Annotated in this window: 16 protein-coding genes; all 16 read right to left on the bottom strand. The window is 41.3% G+C overall.

Annotated features, from left to right (window positions below; all coding sequences use genetic code 11):
- Positions 1-16 precede the first annotated feature (16 nt).
- The gene (locus tag JR334_02550) at positions 17-2,356 is read right to left on the bottom strand and encodes a DNA internalization-related competence protein ComEC/Rec2 (GenBank protein ID QRN86129.1); all 2,340 of its coding nucleotides are present in this window, start codon (positions 2,354-2,356) and stop codon (positions 17-19) included.
- Positions 2,356-2,928: a ComEA family DNA-binding protein gene (locus tag JR334_02545; protein QRN86128.1), complete on the bottom strand. Its 573-nt coding sequence runs from the start codon at positions 2,926-2,928 to the stop codon at positions 2,356-2,358. Before JR334_02545 ends, JR334_02550 begins: the two co-directional genes overlap by 1 nt.
- A gap of 139 nt (positions 2,929-3,067) precedes the next feature.
- The gene (locus JR334_02540) at positions 3,068-4,285 is read right to left on the bottom strand and encodes an IS256 family transposase (GenBank protein ID QRN86127.1); all 1,218 of its coding nucleotides are present in this window, start codon (positions 4,283-4,285) and stop codon (positions 3,068-3,070) included.
- Between the two features lie 196 nt (positions 4,286-4,481).
- A complete protein-coding gene (ltrA, locus tag JR334_02535; GenBank protein ID QRN86126.1) occupies positions 4,482-5,780 on the bottom strand; it encodes a group II intron reverse transcriptase/maturase in 1,299 nt (432 codons plus the stop codon).
- A 553-nt stretch (positions 5,781-6,333) separates the two neighbouring features.
- On the bottom strand, positions 6,334-8,808 hold the full coding sequence (locus JR334_02530) for a leucine--tRNA ligase (GenBank protein ID QRN86125.1): 2,475 nt from the start codon (positions 8,806-8,808) through the stop codon (positions 6,334-6,336).
- A 28-nt stretch (positions 8,809-8,836) separates the two neighbouring features.
- Positions 8,837-9,178, bottom strand: a complete 342-nt coding sequence (rsfS, locus tag JR334_02525; GenBank protein QRN86124.1) for a ribosome silencing factor — start codon at positions 9,176-9,178, stop codon at positions 8,837-8,839.
- Entirely contained in the window at positions 9,156-9,752 is a 597-nt protein-coding gene (yqeK, locus tag JR334_02520) for a bis(5'-nucleosyl)-tetraphosphatase (symmetrical) YqeK (GenBank protein ID QRN86123.1), read from the bottom strand. The genes rsfS and yqeK overlap by 23 nt, the downstream gene beginning before the upstream one ends.
- On the bottom strand, positions 9,745-10,383 hold the full coding sequence (locus JR334_02515) for a nicotinate-nucleotide adenylyltransferase (protein QRN86122.1): 639 nt from the start codon (positions 10,381-10,383) through the stop codon (positions 9,745-9,747). The genes yqeK and JR334_02515 overlap by 8 nt, the downstream gene beginning before the upstream one ends.
- Before the next feature lie 2 nt (positions 10,384-10,385).
- Positions 10,386-11,639 carry a glutamate-5-semialdehyde dehydrogenase gene (locus JR334_02510; protein QRN86121.1) on the bottom strand — a complete coding sequence of 418 codons (1,254 nt, stop codon included), beginning with the start codon at positions 11,637-11,639 and terminating at the stop codon, positions 10,386-10,388.
- Positions 11,640-11,649: 10 nt separating this feature from the next.
- Complete coding sequence (proB, locus tag JR334_02505; GenBank protein ID QRN86120.1) at positions 11,650-12,771, bottom strand: glutamate 5-kinase; 1,122 nt, start codon at positions 12,769-12,771, stop codon at positions 11,650-11,652.
- A gap of 10 nt (positions 12,772-12,781) precedes the next feature.
- Entirely contained in the window at positions 12,782-13,072 is a 291-nt protein-coding gene (locus JR334_02500) for a YhbY family RNA-binding protein (protein QRN86119.1), read from the bottom strand.
- Between the two features lie 8 nt (positions 13,073-13,080).
- Positions 13,081-14,358: a GTPase ObgE gene (gene obgE, locus JR334_02495; GenBank protein QRN86118.1), complete on the bottom strand. Its 1,278-nt coding sequence runs from the start codon at positions 14,356-14,358 to the stop codon at positions 13,081-13,083.
- A gap of 95 nt (positions 14,359-14,453) precedes the next feature.
- A complete protein-coding gene (rpmA, locus tag JR334_02490; GenBank protein ID QRN86117.1) occupies positions 14,454-14,738 on the bottom strand; it encodes a 50S ribosomal protein L27 in 285 nt (94 codons plus the stop codon).
- Positions 14,731-15,075: a ribosomal-processing cysteine protease Prp gene (locus tag JR334_02485; GenBank protein ID QRN86116.1), complete on the bottom strand. Its 345-nt coding sequence runs from the start codon at positions 15,073-15,075 to the stop codon at positions 14,731-14,733. Before JR334_02485 ends, rpmA begins: the two co-directional genes overlap by 8 nt.
- Positions 15,075-15,386 carry a 50S ribosomal protein L21 gene (gene rplU, locus JR334_02480; GenBank protein ID QRN86115.1) on the bottom strand — a complete coding sequence of 104 codons (312 nt, stop codon included), beginning with the start codon at positions 15,384-15,386 and terminating at the stop codon, positions 15,075-15,077. Before rplU ends, JR334_02485 begins: the two co-directional genes overlap by 1 nt.
- 133 nt (positions 15,387-15,519) lie before the next feature.
- Positions 15,520-16,980, bottom strand: coding sequence for an Rne/Rng family ribonuclease (locus tag JR334_02475; protein QRN86114.1), 1,461 nt, complete (start codon positions 16,978-16,980; stop codon positions 15,520-15,522).
- Positions 16,981-16,986 lie beyond the last annotated feature (6 nt).

Below are 16,986 nucleotides of genomic sequence, written 5' to 3'. Positions count from 1 at the left end.
GTTTACCACATACAAATCAGTTTTCTAAGAATAATGCATTATCAACATAGCGAAAGAAAAGTTCACCTTGCTCATCCGTTCGGTAAACTGGTACTGCTCGTTGCTGCCAATACTCTATTACTTCTTTATGTGGATGACCATATCGATTGTTTTTCCCACAGGAAACGACAACCAAATCCACATCTAACTGATTAAAAATCGTTTCATCGAATGATCCTCTCGAACCATGATGCGGTGCTTTCATAAGAAATATATTTTCATCTTGAATTGGTTCCAGCAAATTTTCAAGCATAGTGCCTTCCATATCTCCTGTCATTTGAATATACATATTTTCAAACCGAACGGCTAATACCAAAGACCCTTCATTAGACCCCAATTCCTTTTGACAACTTTTTCTATTTGGTGAAATAGTTTGAATCAACAGCTCCTTAATTCTCCACCTGTCGCCACTTGCATGGTAACCGTAGGGAATGCGCTTCTCTTCTAGTTTCTCTAACAGCTCCGTCTCATCTAACATAAGTTCATTTTTAGAAGCAAAACTAAAAGCAACATAATCCACTTCAACACTATCTAGAAGCCTAAGTGCACCACCAATGTGATCTTGATCTGGATGCGTCAGTACTAATAGATTTATATGTTCTAACTTTTTACTCCTTAAAAAGGGAACAACAGCATATTGACCAGCTTGTCTTGTTCCAGTATCCACCAGCATACTGAAATTTCGGTACCGTATCAAAGAAGCATCACCTTGTCCTACATTGATAAACACAATTTCCAAGCCTCTTGCCGGTACCGGAAGGCTCAAAAAAAGAACCAGTAAAAGGATAATGCAGCTAGTGAGTATTTGTTTTTTTCTCGTATACTTTTCTAGCATCTGTGTGCCCAGCCATAATAAAATAGCCAAGCAAGCATAATAGAAGACCATTCTGGGTAAGGATGTTAACGGAAAGCAAAGAATTGTATTTTCCAAAAACCAAGAAAGAATATCTACGTGTTCAAAGACATGAAGTAGAAATCCAAGCAACTTCAAGACTGGTTTTAGACCAATTAGAATTACATTTGCTAAGAAACAAAAGTCCAATATATAGGCACAAAAAACACATGGTAGAAATAGGCTTAAAAACAGTGAAAAAACTGGTGTGAATATGATTCCGATCCAAGAAACACCATAAAAAACAGATTGAAATGGTAAAGAGCCGAGCCATGCACTTAATCCGACCCCCAGTATTCTCATCCCAAACATCTTCTTAAAAAATGGATACAGATACTGAATGCCAAAGGCGGCAGCAAAGGATAACTTGTAACCCACACTATATATCAGATATGGATTCCATACTAATAGTACCATGCCCGCCATGGCTAGAGAAGTCGCAAAGCGTTTCTCCCATTCCAAATTTTCCATAGCAAGGTATATAAAAAGAACTAGGCTTGCCCGCAAAGTTGAAGCACTATAACCCGTTAGTAGACAAAAATACACCAAGCCTGTCGTAATTACTATTGTTCTAGGCCAACCTTTACAGCCTATGAGTGCACAGAGCATCAGAAGTAGGCAATAGTATATGCCAACGTGAAACCCGGATACTGCAAACAAATGTCTTAAGCCTAACGAGGTCAGTAGTGCTAAATCCTCATCCGTGATATTTTCAGTATCGCCAAATACCATCCCCTTCAATAATCCTGCTTGCTCACCAAAATATGAATCTAGCTTTCTGTAAAAACGTTGTTTATGTTGTTCGATTCGGATGGCTAGTGGCTTTTTAACCTGTTCTACCCTTAGGTACTCGTTTTGAGCCAGATTTCCTTGGAGCAAAATATGTTTACTAAAATTATAGCCCCTAAAGTCAATTTGTCCTGCACCCGCGCTAGGTTCAGGTATTTCCAGTTTTTGAGGATCAACGGCAATCTGTTGTCCTAAATTCAATGATTCAGGCAAATTAAGCGATACCTTGAAGTTATGCTCACAATCTTCGGTTTTAAAGATACCACTATAGTATTGCGAACTCCCTTGAAAACTATTTCTAGTTTTTTCTTGCATAGGTTGGGTTAAATACAGCAATATATACTCTTCTTTAGCTATCTTAGATAATTGGCTCATTCTATTATTGCTATAGTACTCTGCATATTTTCCTGAAACCAAAGCAACAATCATGCTTACCAATAGTACAAAGAGCAAGCCGATACATTTTTTGTTGAATCCTTTTTCGTTTGTATCCCATTTTTTATATGTTGTTAATAGTACACTCAAACCTATTGTTAGCACTAGGATTAATAATACGACTGGCATGCGAATTCCATATTTTAATGCTGCCCCAATGCCAATCAACATTGAAAAAAATACGATCTCAAAAAGTGACATCAGTAGACACAGACCAAATCTTTCAATTCTGCCAATTTACCTTCACCAAATCCATCGATTCGCAACAAGTCTTCTATCGCATAAAATGGACTCACATCTTCACGGTATCGAATTATCTTTCGGGCAGTAACCTCACCAATGCCAGGAAGTGTCTCCAATTCTCCTTGGCTTGCTGTGTTTAGATTAACCCTACCATCTAAGTGTTGGTTTCCCCTAGTGGGAACAAAAATCTTTTGTCCATCTGTTACATACATAGCCAAATTCAATCCATCCAAGTATGCTGTGTCTAAGGGTTCCGCCAATTTGATGGCATCATCTACCCGACTGCCCTCGGCCAAATAGTAAACACCAGGAATTGATACTTCTCCTCCAACATGTACCGCCAGTAGGACTTCTTCTTTTTCAATACCCTCGCTATAAGCAATTGATCCACTTTCTGTCTCACCTTCATAGACAATGGCTTGTTCACTCCCCTTCACAAGTTTCACACTCAGTGAGCCTAGACCTAGCAGGGTAATACCTACAACGACGACTACGACTTTCTTCACCTTCCAATCAAGCTGTGATAACATATGAATTTCTCCTTTCTGTCATAGATTCATAAACGAAAAGAAAAATCCTAGTTGGTTCGAATACTAATCGCAATTTTAACCAAAAAAAAGTGAGCGCAGTCAAGTCCACATTTGTGTGTAAATTCCTCGGTAGTTTAGATTAGGCGACTGCAGCAGCCTTTGCAGAATTCTTAGATTCAGAAAACGTCTGGTAGTAAAGATCCATCTCAAAATACTTGCGGCCAGTCTGCCATTTCTCGTCCTGTTCCATGAGTAGGGCGCCAATGAGACGGATAACCGAAGCCTCATTCGGGAAGATCCGTATGACTCGCTCTCTACGGCGAATCTCCTGGTTTAGTCGCTCAATGCCGTTGCTGGTTCGGAGCCGTTTCCTGTATTTTAAGGGAACGCTGAGAACAGCTGTGACATCGGCAAAGGCTTCATCTAGAAGATTCATTGCACGTGATGCTTTGGTTTCGTACTTGTCTATAATCTCATCACGAACTTTGGTGGCACTTTCTAGATCAACAGCTTCATAGAGCCTACGTAGATGTTCTTTCAGTTCTGGCTGCAGTGACTTTGGTGTCAAGTCCAGCACGTTCCTTGAAAAGTGTGTTTGGCATCTCTGCCAGGTAGCGCCCTGGAAATGTTTCCTGATGGCGTTCACAAGTCCTCTGTGGCTGTCCGAAGTGACCAGATGTACATCTTTAAGACCTCGGTCCTTCAAGGATGAGAAGAACTCTCTCCAGCTTGTTTCGGACTCTGTGTCTGCCACCCTGAAACCGATGATTTCACGGTAACCTTCTTGGTTAACAGCCACAGCTACAAGTAGTCCTTTGGAACGGACTCGGTTATCTTCGCGTACCTTGAGGTAAAGGGCATCCACCACCAGGAAGGGATAATGCTTTTCGAGCGGACGGTTCTGAAAATTCTTTACGATGGGATCCAACTTTTCGCACAGTTTAGAAACCATAGACTTGGAGAACTTCCTGCCACAGAGTTCATAGGTGATGTCTTCCACCTTCCTGGAGGATACACCGCTCACGACCATTTGCATCATGGCCAGAAGCAGGGCTTGCTCGCTGCGTTGGTAACGCTCAAAAAGTTCAGTGCTGAAGTCGCCGTTACGATGTCTTGGGACGTGCAGCGTCAGTGTTCCCACCCTGGTGGTCAACTGTCGGTCCCTGTATCCGTTACGGTAAGCCTTCCTTTCGTCGGTGCGTTCGTATGGGGCAGCACCAATTTGGTCATTAGATTGAGCAACCAATACTTGGTTGAATATCTCTTCCAATAGGTTAGAAAAAGCTTCATCTTTTCCATCTGAGACGAAAAGACCGTGCAAGAGTTCTTCGGTTAGGGTAATATTGTACTGAGCCATGATTCACACTCCTCGGTTTAGTATTTGCTAGCACATTTATTGTAACCGAGTTGTGAGTTTTTGGCTCATTTTGTTTTGTCGAGTAGATGCAGGCCTCCTGATAACTCAGTTGAACCTACACCCCTCCCAGAACCGTGCTTGCGCTATTTACGCACACGGCTCCTCATCATAAGATTGACCTTGTTTGCAAAAGCTATTAAATGATACTGATGTATACCTTCGGTCCTGGCAAAGGATTTGTTCTTAAAAACATTTCAAAATTCTCCCACGTATAACTGTTGCGTTGACTTCGCCGATTAATCCACTTAAACATGAGCCATGTAACCCAATACTGATATTTCGAAAGCATTGGACTGTTGTCTGTGATGCCATAATAACGGTAGTGTCCTAAGAGTCTTATCCTGACGCCTTGCAAGATATCACGAATTGGCAAGTTTCGATGCTGCTTAAGCCAATCCTTCATTCTTGCAATAGCTCCCCAGAACTTTTTCTTCTCTGTTTTACGTTTTACTCGGAACTTACCGTTACGACTTCTACCACAGTAATGGGTAAACCCTAGAAAATTGAATGTAGCAGGCTTACCTAATCCTTTCTTTTGTCTGTTTGCATGGGCATATCTACCAAACTCGATGATGCTCGTTTTATTATGCGCTACCTCAAGACCGAATTTTCTCAATCTTTCTTGTAGTTGCTGATAGAATTGCTTCGCTTCATTTTCATATTGAAAACAACACACAAAGTCATCTGCGTACCGAACCATCTCCGTTTCACCTCTATTATGCTTCTTGATACTTTTCTCAAACCACAAATCCAAGATGTAATGAAGATAAATATTCGCTAATAGTGGTGAAATAACCCCGCCTTGCGGGGTGCCAACCAAAGTACTTTGTCTTACGCCCTGCTCCATGATGCCGCTTTTCAGCATGCGCATGATAAGTCTAATGAGTTGTTTATCCGCAATTCTTACTTCCAAAGCTTTCCTCATCCATTGATGGTCAACATTGTCAAAGAATCCTCGAATATCTGCATCCACTACCCAGTTGGTCTTCTTAGTAACCAAGATGGTATTGAGTCCCCGTATTGCGTCATGACAATTCTTGCCTGGACGAAACCCATAGGAGAAATCTAAGAAATCCTGTTCATAGATAACTGTCAAAATCTTATTGACCGCCAACTGAACAATTTTATCCTCATGGGTTGGTATACCCAGTGCTCGCTTCTTATGACTTCCCGCTTTGGGAATATAAACTCGTTTTACTTCCTGGGGTTTGTAGCTCATCTGACGTAGTTTTTGATGCAACACTCTGATGTTATCTTCCAAATTCTGTTGATATTTCTCTTTGGTAACTTCATCGACACCAACACTCTTCTTACCATTAAGTTCCTGATGGCACTGTTTTAACAGTTCTTCATCAATCAGGTGTACTAGACTAGTAAAGCGTTCTTTGGGCTTTGCTTTTGCAATACAGGCTATTCTTGTAAGTTTTGTTTCCAATATTTATTCACCTCTGTGTGTGATTATTGTTTCCTCTACAAGAGCCTTCTGATGTGATTGCCTTTCCTCCACGGGAATTACCCTGCTTCATTGGTACTATGCAATCATCCGACTCCCTGACTCCCATTTATCTTCCTTGCTTGATTATCACTTGTAGGATATACCAGTTTCCTGGAGGAATCAGGGTCTCCCGGGTTGCCACTTATTCGAATCGTATGACATGCCAAGTTCTAAGACTCCGGGGCGCTGACAGAGACTCACCTTAGCGTGTCTGCCAGTTTTGCATTCTGCGTGTGTAAGCGCATCTGCCTATCCCAACTACTATAATTTCGGAGCTCAATCACTTCAACTATCGCTTTCGGCCTGTCACCTTGCGGATCTACGCTTAAAACATATCGTTACCGATATATCTCCAAGATCTCACTACCAGGCTGTTGGCTAGACATTACCTGAATAGGACTCTCACCTACTAGAATAAGCAACCTTGCCCGGCCGCACTACACCATTATATGTACTTAATCGTGAGCGCATAAGCGCTCACGAATATATTAGTTTACTTGACCACAATATTAATCAGTTTTCCCTTAATATTGATAAACTTCTTAATCTCTTTGCCCTCGGTGTTTACTTTTACCAGTCTTCGCTCTAAGACGAGTTCCTTCAAAGCTTCTTCCTTGATATTTCTAGATACTATGACCTTGTCTCTTAATTTTCCATTTATTTGAATAGGGATTTCTATTTCATCAAGTATCATACCTGACTCATCATAGCTCGGCCATGCTTGACTGTGCACAGATCCGTCATGCCCCATCAAATGCCAAATTTCTTCTGAGAAATGTGGTGTGAATGGTGCAAGCATAAGATTCAGTTGTGTTAAGGAATAGACCAAAAGAGGTTTATTCAAGTCCGATTTTTCTGTTTGCTCAATGTAATGGTAGAGACCATTCACCAATTCCATTAGAGCACTAACTGCCGTATTGAAATTAAATCGTCCACCTGCATCGGAAGTCACCTTTTTAATAGTGCTGTGGAGCAATGCACGAAGTTTCTTTTCTTCTGATGTTACTGCTTCATCCTTAGGCTCTACGTTCGCAAAATCGTCATGCAATTGATAGAAGAGTCTCCATGCACGATTTAAGAAGCGATAGCAACCTTCCACACCTTTGTCGTTCCATTCCAAGTCACGTTCTGGTGGAGCTGCAAATAGGATAAACAATCTTGCAGTATCTGCTCCATACTTTTCAATGATTTCTTCCGGGCTAACCACATTGCCTTTGGACTTAGACATTTTAGTGCCATCCATCAACACCATACCCTGTGTCAATAAATTTTTGAATGGCTCATTCTCTTTCGTCCATCCCATGTCGTAAAATACCTTGTTAAAGAATCGGGCATACATAAGATGTAGTATCGCATGTTCTACACCACCAATATATTGATCCACATTCATCCAGTAATCTGATTTTTCCTTATCCCAAGGACGGTCTTGGTTTTTCGGATCAGTATAGCGCAAAAAGTACCATGAAGAATCCACAAAGGTATCCATCGTATCAATTTCACGTACCGCTTTTCCACCACATTTGGGACAAATTGTTTCCTTAAAGGTTTCCGATGTGGCAAGTGGTGAGTCTCCACCAGATTTAAACTCTACATCGGTCGGCAATAAGACAGGCAAGGAACTCTCATCGACTGGTACCGTTCCACAAGTTGGACAAGTGACAAATGGAATAGGACAACCCCAATACCGCTGCCTGGATATTAACCAGTCGCGCAATCGGAAATTAACCATGGGTTCTCCCAGCTCTTTTTCCTTCAGGTAAGCAATAATCTCACCTAAAGCCTCATCAGATTTCATGCCATTGAACCTATCGGAATTGACCATATAGCCTACAGCTGGAAAACTTTCCTTCATGGTTGCACCGTCAATGGTCTCCCCTTCAGGCTGGATAACAACTTTAACCTCGATATCATATTTTCTTGCAAATTCAAAGTCTCTTTGGTCATGAGCTGGTACCGCCATGACAATACCAGTACCATAGTCCATCAAGACATAGTTGGCTAGATAGATCGGTACTTTCTCATTTGTTAAGGGATTAATGGCATAGGAGCCGGTAAAAACACCCATCTTTTCGGTATCAGTAGCGACACGATCGATGGTGCTCTGCAAGGAAATTTTGCGGACGAACGCCTCCACTTCCTCCCTTTGTTCTTCGCTTGTTAAATCGGGAACCATGGGATGTTCCGGTGCTATTACCATATAGGTCACACCAAAAAGGGTGTCGGGTCTGGTGGTGAAGACTGGCATTTCAAGGCCAGACTCACTATAAAATACCACCTCAGCTCCTTCACTACGCCCAATCCAGTTTTTCTGCATCGTTTTGACTTTTTCTGGCCAGCCAGGTAAGAGTTCTAAATCGTCCAACAAACGATCTGCATAATCGGTTATTTTGAAGAACCACTGCGAAAGTGCTTTCTTTTCCACAAGCGATTCACATCGTTCGCAACGTCCGTCCACTACCTGCTCATTCGCAAGTACAGTCGCACAGCTTGGACACCAGTTTACAGCAGCTTTTTTCTTGTAAACAAGCCCTTTTTTATAGAACTCAATAAAGATGCGCTGTGTTTCCTTGTAGTAATCTGGCAAACAAGTCGCTACTTCACGATCCCAATCATAAGCCAATCCCAAACTTTTTAACTGATTACGCATATTTTCAATATTGGCAAGTGTCCATTTTGCTGGGTGAATGCCTCTTTGAATAGCTGCGTTTTCTGCAGGTAAACCGAATGAATCCCAGCCCATGGGGTGCAGTACATTGTAACCTGCCATCTTCTTGTAACGAGCCACCACATCACCGATGGAATAGTTGCGCACATGACCCATGTGCAAATTTCCGGAGGGATAGGGAAACATCTCCAACACATAGTACTTTTCTTTATCAGCATCTTCTGTCGCTGTATACTGTCCTTCAGACTCCCATATCTCCTGCCATTTGCTTTCAATCTCATCAAAATTATAGCGTTCTTGCACTGTTATTCACTCCGTTCCTTAAATTTCTTTATGACAATTCAATCTTAATTGCATCTTTCCATAATCTTTCTAGATCATAGTAGCTGCGCTGCTCTTCTGTAAATAGATGTATAATTACATCCCCATAATCAAGTAAAATCCAATCTCCACTAGTATGGCCTTCAATTTGTAAAGGTTCCATACCTTCTTTCGTCATATCCTCTTCAACGTATCCTTGTAATGCCTTATTCTGTCTTGTACTCTTCCCAGTTGCAAGGATAAAATAATCTGCCAATGGGGAAACGCCTTCCATATCTAGCACCACAATATTTGATGCCAACTTATTATCCAATAATGATGCAATTTTCTTAGCTTTTTCCTTTGATTCCAATGGGTCCTCCTAATTCAATAAAATCATTCCAACAAGCCACCGTATTCTCATGCATTTTCTTATTCTGATTGATGACGTGCAATATACTATGTTTCACACAAGCATAAAAGGCTTTTTCTAAATCATTATATGCTAATTCTCGCAGGCCTTCCACCCCAGGATATACTCTAGTAGGTTCGATCATATCTGCAAGATATACAATCTTGGATAAATCACACATATTGGCCGTACCAGTAGTATGCCAAGTAATGGCTTCCAATATATTTTTATCCGTAACACCGTATTCATTTTCCAAAGATTTCGCTGCAACGGGACCATGCAATAGTACAGGATATTCCTTTTCCATTTTTCCTATTTCAATTAGGTAACGTTTTGCCATTGCAAGAAGCGTATCTTCACTTTCTTCCCGCATAGCATCATGATATATTCCAGCTAAATAAGCTGCCTCCTGATCAATTCCAAATAGTTTAGCCATTTTGGCAGATGTAGTAGCTACCCCTTTTGTATGCTTATAGCGGGCAGAACTAAGTTTAGATTGTAACATATGGTCTAGTTCTTTGCCTAAATTATTCATGATGGTTTCCTTGAATGTATAACCTATTATCCTTTATATATTGTTCCACCGCAGCAGGGAGTAGGTAGCGTATCGTTAAACCGGAAGCCACCTTTTTACGAATATCAGTTGAAGATATTTGAAGAGCTGGTACTTGGGTTACATGTATCTTGTTCTGTAGATATCCAGGAAGATCTTCTAAAAAATCAGACAGTTTTTTTCTCCCGGTACCTGGCCTAGCCGCTGCAACAAATGTGCATAAATTAGAAATGCGTTCCACATTCTTCCAAGATAAGATTTCAATAATAGCATCTGCTCCTGTTATAAAGAATAGCTTACAGTTTTCCCCACAAGTTTCACGTAAGCGTTCCAAGGTATCTACCGTATAGCTGAAACCTTCTCGGTCTACTTCCATATTTGAACAATAGAAGTCTGGGTTATCACTAATCGCTAGTTCAACCATCTCAAGACGTTGTTTAGCAGACGTAACATTCTGGTCTTTCTTGTGTGGTGGATCTCCCGTTGGTATAAATAGGATTTTATCCAATTTCATCGTTTCACGCACCGTTTCAGCAAGCACCAAGTGTCCAAAGTGTATTGGATCAAACGTTCCACCCATAATGCCGATGCGTTGTAGCTTCTCATTGTCCATAACTATCCCCGTATCTGACCGTTCCCATAGATAACATACTTATAAGTGGTTAGTTCATTTAGGCCCATCGGTCCGCGAGCATGCAATTTTTGTGTACTGATGCCAATTTCAGCTCCAAATCCAAACATTTCCCCGTCTGTAAAACGGGTGCTGGCATTGACATACACCGCTGCAGAATCGATTCCAGCCAGAAATCGCCTCGCTTGGTCGTAAGATTTAGTAATAATCACATCTGAATGGTGTGTCCCGTATTGGGTAATATGATCCATCGCTTCATCAAGGTCATTAACTACCTTTGCGGTAATAATGTAATCTAGATACTCAGTTGCATAGTCTTCTTCGGTAGCAACTTCGCTATTTTTTAAATATTTTTGGGATTCTTTGCAGGCTCGAATTAAAACATTATTTTCCTTAAAAGCCTTTTCCAGCATTGGATAAAATTGCTCTGCTACATCTTTATGAACCAAAACAGTTTCCAATGCATTGCAAACACCAGGTCGTTGGCTTTTGCCATTATTCACTATATCTACTGCCATCTGCAGGTCTGCTTCTGCATCAACATAGGCATGGCAAATGCCTGTACCCGTTTCAATGACTGGTACTGTTGAATTATTCACAATATTTTGAATTAAACCAGCACCACCCCTTGGAATTAGCACATCCAGATATTCATTCATGGTGCAAAGGATATTCACCGCTTCACGGTCTATTGTCTGAATCAGTTGAATCGAATTTTCCGGCAGGCCAGCATTCACGGCAGCAGTTGCAATGATATTACTCAAAACGACATTTGAATGAAAGGCTGTAGAACCACCTCGCAGTATAACCGCATTTCCGCTTTTAATACACAATCCTGCCGCATCTACAGTAACATTGGGTCTTGCTTCATAAATCATACCGACCGTACCTAAAGGAACACGAATCTTTCCAATCTCGAGTCCATTGGGCCGTTTGAACATCATCTCCGTTTTTCCCACTGGATCATCCAACATGACCAGTTTTCTTAGTCCTTCTGCCATGGCTTCTATGCGGGCCGGGCTTAGCATCAAACGATCCATTAAAGCCTTACTAAGGCCACTTTTATCACCAGCATCTAGGTCCTTCTGATTTTCAGTAATAATTCTATCTTGGTTGACAATCAATGCATCCGCCATCGCCAGCAATGCCTGATCTTTCTTAGTAACTGAGAGTCCAGCCAAAATTCTAGCTGCCTGTTTGGCTTGTTTCCCTTGTGCGTAGATTTCTTCTTTTAGCATGACTATCCTCCTAGTTTAGTGATAGATTATCTCTATGTACCACGGCATCATAATCCTTATCACCTAGTATGTTTTTTATTTCGTAGGTACGTTTGCCTTTTATCTTTTCTAAATCCATAGAAGAATAATTGACAATCCCCTTCGCAAATTCTTTGCCCAGATGGTTCTTGAGTGATACTACACTTCCAACATCAAATCTACCCGAAACTGCAGTTATCCCAATGGGAAGTAAGCTTTTTCCTGATTTTGAAATGGCATTAAAAGCACCTTCATCCACAAAAATAATCCCTTTGGCCATGGCGCTCCATGCCAACCAACACTTACGCGTCTTAACCTTCAAGTGGCTACTTCTGAAAAATGTACCACATTCCTCGCCATCCAAAATACGTTTGATCTCACCAGTATGTTCTCCACTAGCAATAATCATAGGTATTCCCGCAAGTGTGGCTATTTTAGCCGCACTAATTTTGGTTTGCATGCCACCACTTGCAAATTCTGAACCAGCGCCGTCTGCTAAGGAAAAAATACCTTCATCAATTTCAGTAACTTCCTTAATCAAGGTAGCAGCAGGATTCTTTTTAGGATTTTCGGAATATAGTCCTTCTATATCTGATAATAAAATCAGAAGGTCTGCATCAATTAAGGTTGCAACCAAGGCCGCCAAGGTATCGTTATCTCCGAACTTAATCTCATCCACTGTAACGGTATCATTCTCATTAATGATAGGAATGGCCCCATACGACAACAAAGCAAAAAGAGTATTCCGGGCATTTAAATACCTTCCTCGATCTGCTAAGTCTTCTTTGGTCAAAAGAATTTGTCCTACAGTTTTTCCATATTCTGCAAAAAATTTCTCATACATGTGTAGTAGGGCGCCTTGGCCAATTGCTGCCATGGCCTGCTTTTCTGGCATAGTAGATGGCTTGGCACCACCAAGCTTGCCTATACCAGCTCCCACAGCTCCAGATGTCACCAGTATTACTTCCACACCACGGTTTTTCAAATCAGCCAGTTCGCGAACCAGTGTTTCCAATCGAAACAAGTTCATCTCCCCGGTCGGATGAGTCAGCGTCGAAGTTCCTACCTTGACCACCACACGCTCTACCCTTTGACATTGCTCACTTCTAGTCATTTCACACCTCTTATGGTAAGTCGTAAAGCTTCTTGTCTTTGTTTTCTAAATAGAGAAGGAAATTTCGTCCAGCAGCACCTGCCAAAAAACTACCTGTCTGTTTTTCCAATTCAGCTGCTGCCTCTTTAATTTCACCAAAATAATTCTTTTGTACGCGTACCTTCACTAGCTCATTTGCGATAAGCTGCCGATTGCATTCACTAATCACCTGTTGTGTTAAACCTTCTTTTCCAATTGAAACTGTTGGTTTTAGTAGGCTTCCCTGAGAACGCAAATATCTTTTTTGTTTTCCTGTTAACATATTACCTCCTATTCGACAAAATCGAATTCCATATCCATGATTCTTACTGTATCTCCAGGCTGAATGCCTTTCTTTTTCAGTGCTTTAATAACACCCATAGCAACTAGAATTCTATGGAAATGCATCAGAGCTTCGTCACTATCCATCCGGTTCATGATGAATTTCTTAGTAATTTCCTTACCCTCCACAACATAGGTTCCTGCACTATCACGGTGGATCTGGAATTTTTCATCTTCTTTGGCAACAGTCAACTTGTAATCGGTTAGCTCTTGCAAAATCGGTTCTTCTATTTCTTCTAGCAATTCTGCTAGTCGATAACAAAGTTCTTTTGTTCCTTGTTTCGTTACAGCGGAAATCGGGAATACCTCAACCTCATTTGGTAGCTTATTGCGGAATATTTCTAGTCTATCCTCAGCCCCAGGCAGATCCATCTTGCTAGCCACCACGACGTGATACTTACCCAAAAAGTTCTCACTATATTTTCTTAGTTCATCATTAATCTGCACCCATTCTTCATATGGATCACGGATTAAGCCCTCTACTTCGGTACCCACATCTACAACGTGAACAATCAATCTGGTTCGCTCAAGATGTTTTAGAAAATCATGGCCCAGACCTGCTCCTAGGTGCGCACCTTGTATGAGTCCCGGAATGTCAGCCATAACAAAACTTTGTTCCCCTAATTCTATCACACCTAGGTTGGGGGTCAGCGTTGTAAATGGATAATCTGCTATTTTTGGCTTTGCACCGGATATGGATGAAATAAGGGTCGACTTCCCTGCATTAGGGTAACCTGCTAGACCGACATCCGCCAGTAGTTTAAGCTCTAGTTCAATCCATTTTTCTTCACCAGGCTCTCCGTTTTCCACAACTCTTGGTGCCTTGTTCTTATTGGTCATGAAGCGTGCATTACCACGACCGCCACGTCCACCCTTAGCCACTAGAATTCTTTGACCATGTTGGGTTAAATCAGCTAAAACAACGCCACTTTCTTCGTCCTTCACCAAAGTACCTGGTGGTACCTTAAGAACAATGGGTTCGGAGTTTTTTCCGTGCATGTTAGAGCCTCTGCCGTGTACACCGCGTGCACCCTTAACATGGCGTTTATACTTAAAGTCCACCAAGGTTCTCAGCGACTCATCCACCTCCAGGTAGATGCTGCCTCCATCCCCGCCGTCTCCACCATTGGGTCCACCCATATCTACATATTTTTCACGACGGAAAGAGATGCAGCCATCGCCGCCATTCCCCGCCTTAACATTAATTTTCACTCGGTCAAAAAACATGGTATCACTCCCTGATATCAAATCATATTATACCCTATTTTCAGGATTCTATCCTAAAAATCAAAAAAACCCCCTGAAAACAGGGGATTTATTAACTACGCTTCTACGGCATATACACTAGCTTGCTTTCTTGTTTTGCCTTTTCTCTCGAATCGTAAAGTACCGTCGATTAATGCAAACAAAGTGTCATCTTTGCCGATTCCAACATTGTTGCCAGGATGAATCTTAGTTCCTCTCTGACGTGTAATAATGTTTCCAGCTTTCACAACCATGCCGTCGTGTTTTTTAAGTCCCAAACGTTTCGATTCAGAATCTCTTCCGTTTCTCGAGCTTCCTTGCCCTTTTTTGTGGGCAAATAATTGAAGATCTATTCTAATCATCTCTGTCCACCTCCTCTTTGTGGATTATCACATAATCGGGATAATCTTGATGAACCATTCTTACCCCTAATTCAAATGTCTTAATAATCGTGTAGGCTTTTTCATAAAGCTTATCTGACATTGTACCAGCTAAAACAACTTTCGCATGTCCCTCTGGGTCAACTTGATAGACAAATTCATCCCCCAGGAAAAACTCCAAGCCGTTCAGCATTCCGCCAAGCAATGCAGAAATTCCGGCACATACTATATCTTTGCCACTATCTTCATATCCAGCATGTCCGGATACTTCGATAAGGCTATAACGCTGGTCTTGTCTTATAAAAACGATATGAATCATTAGGCCTCGATTTTTTCTACTACTACTTCAGTGTAAGGTTGACGATGGCCTTGTCTCTTACGATAGCCTGTCTTCGGTTTGTATTTAAAAATCTTAACTTTAACACCTTTGCCGTGGCCTGTTACTTTAAGAGTAACTTTAGCGCCTTCTACAACCGGTTTACCAACCTTTAAATCACTGCCATCAGCAATCATGAGAACTTGCTCCGCTTCGATAACACTATCGACATCGGCATCAATTCTTTCCATTCTCACTACATCGCCTTCAGAAACTTTGAACTGTTTTCCACCATTTTGAATTACTGCGTACATTTAAGCACCTCCTCGCTTCAGACTCCCTGTTAAGGTACTCTATAAGAGTTTCAACCTGCTCCATGGGGTTACAAACGGTTTATCCGTCATAGCATAATAGCATAATCACGCCTTTGATGTCAATCTTCTAAGCCTATTTTTCTCCATCTACGTAAAATTCATCGTAAGCAAGCGTTTTATCTTTCTGTATAACTATTTTCTTATCATACTGTTTTTCAAGCAAATCAAAATAGTCCGGTTCGTGATGCATAAGATATTCATACACAGAAGGACTCATTCTGATGTATATCGTACTACTAGCCAAAGTGCTAGCTACCTCGATTGCACGATAGGCAATTAACCTAAGAATATTCTCCTCAGCAAGTACCTTGCCCTTGCCCTGACAAATAGGGCAAGTCTTTTCGAGCAAACTAGATAAAGAGCGTTTCGCCTTTTTGCGAGTCAATTCCACCAGTCCCAGTTTGGTGATTCCCATAACCTGAACCTTCATAGAATCCTTGGCAGTCTCCTCTTCTAGTAGCTTAACCAGATTAAAGCGGTGTTCTTCTTTTTTCATATCAATGAAATCCACCACAATAATGCCACCCATATTCCGCAAGCGAATTTGTCTTGCCACTTCCTTGGCTGCCAACAAATTCGTATTATATGCCGTCTCCTCTAAATCTTTCTTACCCGTATATTTTCCAGTATTAACATCGATTACGGTCAAGGCCTCTGTTTTATCGATAATCAGATAACCGCCATTGTCTAACCATGCTTTGCGCTTCAATGCTTTTCGAAGCATTTCCAATACATCAAATTCATGGAAAGTCCCTGGCTCCATATAGAATATCTTTCCTCTGGCTTCTGGTATAAAACGTTCTATATAATCCTTTAAGACATGGAAAGTTTCCTTATGCATAACCGTGATGCGATCTACATCTTGCTTAATTACATCCCTGAAAACTCTGGTTGCAAAATCCACATCGCCACGGATTAAACTTTTCTGTCCTTTATTTTTTTGGTAACCTGCTTGAATTTCTTCCCAAACATCATTTAGCTTATCATAGTCTTTCCGAAGTTTTTCTTCTTCGATGTTTTCCGCTACTGTTCGAATAACAATCCCTCTGCCGTCATGCAACATTTCCTCTGCCAATCTTCTTAGGCGTTCTCTTTCTTCCGGGTTGGTAATGCGTTTGGAAATGCCAATATATTCATTGTGAGGCATCACCACCAAATAACGTCCAGGTAAGGTGATATCCAATGTCACTCTTGCGCCTTTTTTATCTACTGGTGCCTTCTTGATTTGAACCATCAATGGCTGACCTTGTTTGATATAGTCTTGAATGTTCAGCTTTGTATCCTTTTCACGAACTTCAGAAAGTACTGCCTTGGATACGATATCTTCAATATAAAGGTAGGCATTCTTTTCCAACCCAATATCAACAAAAGCAGCCTGCATCCCTGGGAGTACATTTTCAACGACTCCTGCATAGACATTGCCCACGATGCTTTGATTGTCAACTGGCTCAATGAATACTTCAACCAGGCGGTCATTTTCTACCACAGATATGAATGTTTCTTTTAAGGTGCGATGCACTACGATACATTTCATTGTTAG

Source organism: Clostridia bacterium, assembly GCA_016887505.1.
Taxonomy (GTDB): domain Bacteria; phylum Bacillota; class TC1; order TC1; family UBA5767; genus UBA5767.
The sequence above is the reverse complement of the archived record's forward strand: the minus strand, read 5'-3'. Positions and strand labels throughout refer to the sequence as shown.

Bases quoted from the DNA above. Each gene is read 5' to 3' on its own strand.
- JR334_02550 (QRN86129.1), bottom strand. From the start codon at position 2,356: ATGTCACTTTTTGAGATCGTATTTTTTTCAATGTTGATTGGCATTGGG.
- JR334_02545 (QRN86128.1), bottom strand. From the start codon at position 2,928: ATGTTATCACAGCTTGATTGGAAGGTGAAGAAAGTCGTAGTCGTCGTT.
- JR334_02540 (QRN86127.1), bottom strand. From the start codon at position 4,285: ATGGCTCAGTACAATATTACCCTAACCGAAGAACTCTTGCACGGTCTT.
- yqeK (QRN86123.1), bottom strand. From the start codon at position 9,752: ATGAATAATTTAGGCAAAGAACTAGACCATATGTTACAATCTAAACTT.
- JR334_02515 (QRN86122.1), bottom strand. From the start codon at position 10,383: ATGGACAATGAGAAGCTACAACGCATCGGCATTATGGGTGGAACGTTT.
- JR334_02510 (QRN86121.1), bottom strand. From the start codon at position 11,639: ATGCTAAAAGAAGAAATCTACGCACAAGGGAAACAAGCCAAACAGGCA.
- proB (QRN86120.1), bottom strand. From the start codon at position 12,771: ATGACTAGAAGTGAGCAATGTCAAAGGGTAGAGCGTGTGGTGGTCAAG.
- JR334_02500 (QRN86119.1), bottom strand. From the start codon at position 13,072: ATGTTAACAGGAAAACAAAAAAGATATTTGCGTTCTCAGGGAAGCCTA.
- obgE (QRN86118.1), bottom strand. From the start codon at position 14,358: ATGTTTTTTGACCGAGTGAAAATTAATGTTAAGGCGGGGAATGGCGGC.
- rpmA (QRN86117.1), bottom strand. From the start codon at position 14,738: ATGATTAGAATAGATCTTCAATTATTTGCCCACAAAAAAGGGCAAGGA.
- JR334_02485 (QRN86116.1), bottom strand. From the start codon at position 15,075: ATGATTCATATCGTTTTTATAAGACAAGACCAGCGTTATAGCCTTATC.
- rplU (QRN86115.1), bottom strand. From the start codon at position 15,386: ATGTACGCAGTAATTCAAAATGGTGGAAAACAGTTCAAAGTTTCTGAA.
- JR334_02475 (QRN86114.1), bottom strand. From the start codon at position 16,980: ATGAAATGTATCGTAGTGCATCGCACCTTAAAAGAAACATTCATATCT.